The sequence below is a fragment of the Nocardia sp. NPDC020380 genome, from assembly GCF_044386975.1.
Classification (GTDB): Bacteria; Actinomycetota; Actinomycetes; order Mycobacteriales; family Mycobacteriaceae; genus Nocardia.
On record NZ_JBIRVQ010000020.1, the window covers coordinates 141,712 to 145,044 of the forward strand.

Below are 3,333 nucleotides of genomic sequence, written 5' to 3' on the forward strand. Positions count from 1 at the left end.
GACTCCCGACGGCCAGTGGACCTGCGCGCCTCAGGGGCAAGGCGCCGACCCGCACCAGATCGGCGACGATTGTTCCCACGACGGTCTCACCGCCCAATGGGCCCTGACTCCCGACGGCCAGTGGACCTGCGCGCCTCAGGGGCAAGGCGCCGACCCGCACCAGATCGGCGACGATTGTTCCCACGACGGTCTCACCGCCCAGTGGGGCAAAACCCCTGACGGCCAATGGGCTTGCATCCCGCAGGGCCAAGGCGTGCAGAACCAGGGCGGCCAGAACATCGCGCCCACACCGGATGCCACCCAGCCCGCGCAGTAAACCGGTCGCCGCGACCGCTCGCCGATCGTGATCCGCCCGCCATCAACCCCGTCCCGACCAGGATCGAATTCTCCTCTCCTGCCGCCCTTTCGTGTCCTCTTCGATACGTGCCTCACCCACCATCGGGTCAGGCATCGCTCCAGGAGGATCTCGTGGCCAAGGCGAAATTCCAGCGCACCAAGCCCCATGTCAATGTCGGCACGATCGGCCATATCGACCACGGCAAGACAACTCTCACCGCCGCGATCACGAATGTGCTGCACAGTCGGTTTCCGGATCTGAATCCGTTCACGCCGTTCGATGCGATCGACAAGGCGCCGGAGGAACGGCAAAGGGGCATCACGATTTCGATCGCGCACGTCGAGTATCAGACGGCGAATCGGCATTACGCGCATGTGGATTGCCCCGGTCACGCGGATTACATCAAGAACATGATCACCGGTGCGGCGCAGATGGACGGCGCGATCCTGGTGGTGGCCGCGACCGACGGCCCGATGCCGCAGACGAAGGAGCACGTGATCCTGGCCCGCCAGGTGGGTGTCCCCAAAATGGTTGTGGCCCTGAACAAGTGCGACATGGTGGACGACGAGGAAATCCTCGAACTGGTCGAGCTGGAGGTCCGTGATCTCCTGAACGAATACGAGTTCGACGGCGACGATTCCCCCGTGGTTCGTGTCTCGGCGTATCAGGCGCTGCAGAATCCGACGGGCGAATGGGCTTCGGGCGTCACCGAATTGCTGGATGCGGTGGATTCCTGGATCGACACCCCCGCCCGCGAGGTGGACAAGCCTTTCCTGATGCCGATCGAGGATGTCTTCACCATCACCGGCCGCGGCACGGTGGTCACAGGCCGTATCGAGCGCGGTGTCCTGAAGGTGAATGCCGAGGTGGAGATCATCGGCATCCGCCCGCGAAACACGAAAACCACGGTCACCGGCATCGAAATGTTCCGCAAGCTCCTGGACGAGGGCCAGGCCGGCGAGAACGTCGGCCTCCTGCTGCGCGGTGTCCGCCGCGAGGATGTGGAGCGCGGCCAGTGTGTCATCAAACCCGGTTCGGTGAGCCCGCACACCGAGTTCGAGGGTCAGGCCTACATCCTGTCGAAGGAGGAGGGCGGCCGCCACACCCCGTTCTTCGACAACTATCGTCCCCAATTCTATTTCCGCACAACGGATGTCACCGGGGTGGTAACTCTCCCGAAGGAGGTCGAGATGGTCCTCCCCGGTGACAATGTGTCGATGTCGGTGAAGCTGATCCAACCGGTCGCCATGGAGTTGGGCTTGAAGTTCGCCATCCGCGAGGGCGGCCGGACGGTGGGCGCCGGTCAGATCACCAAGATCCTCAAGTAGGGATCAGCCCATTTCCTCGAGTGATTTGCCCTTGGTCTCCGGCACCCACTTGAGCACGAACGGTATGGAGAGCGCCGCGAACACGGCGTAGATGATGTACGTCCCGGACAGGTTCCAGTCCGAGAGGCTGGGGAAGCTGGCGGTGATCACCCAGTTGGCGATCCACTGCGCGCTGGCCGCCACACCGAGCGCGGCCGCGCGCAGCTTGTTGGGGAACATCTCGCCGAGCAGCACCCATACGACCACGCCCCACGACAACGCGAAGAACAGCACGAACACGTGTGCCGAGACGAGCGCGGTGATGCCCTGTGCGTGCGGCAGCGAAACATGGTCGCCGGACCCGGTCTTCGCGGAGAAGGCCCAGGCTTCGAGCGCGAGTGCGATGGCCATGCCGGCGGAGCCGATGAGCGCGAGCGGTTTCCGTCCGATCCGGTCGACGAGCGCGATGGCGATGGCGGTGCCGATGATGTTGATGATCGACGTCGTGAACGAGTAGAAGAACGAACTGGATGGGTCGATACCGACCGACTGCCACAGCGTCGATGAGTAGTAGAAGACCACGTTGATGCCGACGAGCTGCTGGAACACCGACAGTCCGATGCCGATCCAAACCACGGGCAGGAACCCGAACCTGCCGCCGAGCAGATCCCGGAACGTTGACTTGTGCTCGCTCTTCATGGCGTGCTGGATATCGGCGACGCGTCGATCGAGGTCGGTGTGCTCGCCTTCGACCTCGGTGAGCACCTGCTTGGCCTTCTCTATGCGCCCGACGGAGATGAGGTAGCGCGGCGATTCCGGGATGGCGAAGGAGAACAGCCCGTAGAGCGCGGCCGGCACCACCATCACGCCGAGCATCCACTGCCAGGCTTCGAGTCCGGCGATGTGCCCGCGCTGCTGACTGTCCGCCATCTTGAGGATGGCGAAGTTGACGAGCTGCGAGACCGCGATACCGGTGACGATGGCCGCCTGCTGGAAGGAGGCGAGCCGGCCGCGGTAGGCGGGCGGCGAGACTTCCGCGATGTAGGCGGGTCCGATGACCGAGGCCATGCCGATGGCGATGCCGCCGAGCACGCGCCACATGGCGAGATCCCACAGCGCGAACGGCAGCGCGGACCCGATGGCGCTGACGGTGAAGAGCGCGGCCGAGATCCGCATGACGAGGATGCGGCCGATCCGGTCGGCGATGCGGCCGGCGATGGCGGCGCCGACGGCGCAGCCGATCAATGCGATGGCGACGACCTGCGCGAGGGTGGCCGACCCGATGTCGTACCTGTCCCGGATGGCTTCGACCGCGCCGTTGATGACGGAACTGTCGTATCCGAAGAGAAAGCCGCCCATTGCGGCGGCGGCGGTAATGAAAACTACGTACCCGAGGCTGTCAGCCCCAGGCGCTGCTCCGGTATTCGGCGATAGTTGTGCACCGGATGAGCTGTCCACGCTGACTCCTTCGTCATGGCAAGGAGCCTCGTGAGCTCCGAACCAACCTTCATGAGCAACAACCGGGTTGAGGGTAACCCGTTCTGTTGATCCCAAAAGTGCAGGCTGAGGCGCGATTTGACATTCATTCGTAGCAACACGTAACTTATTCCAGGTCAGAGCGACACGGACACCGACCCGGAGCCCCAAGGGCCTGGGAAACGAGGTTGGACGAGGAGCGCCTGATGATCA

Annotated in this window: 2 protein-coding genes and 1 pseudogene; 2 read left to right on the forward strand and 1 reads right to left on the reverse strand. The window is 64.0% G+C overall.

The features are described 5' to 3' along the window. Both ACH438_RS40825 and tuf read left to right on the forward strand, forming a co-directional pair. A pseudogene (locus ACH438_RS40825) lies at positions 1 to 316 on the forward strand (hypothetical protein); the annotation flags it as partial. Positions 317 to 468: 152 nt separating this feature from the next. Then, the gene (tuf, locus tag ACH438_RS40830) at positions 469 to 1,665 is read left to right on the forward strand and encodes an elongation factor Tu (RefSeq protein ID WP_397015581.1); all 1,197 of its coding nucleotides are present in this window, start codon (positions 469 to 471) and stop codon (positions 1,663 to 1,665) included. Positions 1,666 to 1,668: 3 nt separating this feature from the next. Here tuf and ACH438_RS40835 read toward each other — a convergent pair whose 3' ends face one another. Then, a complete protein-coding gene (locus ACH438_RS40835; RefSeq protein WP_397015583.1) occupies positions 1,669 to 3,102 on the reverse strand; it encodes a sugar porter family MFS transporter in 1,434 nt (477 codons plus the stop codon). Positions 3,103 to 3,333: the final 231 nt, after the last annotated feature.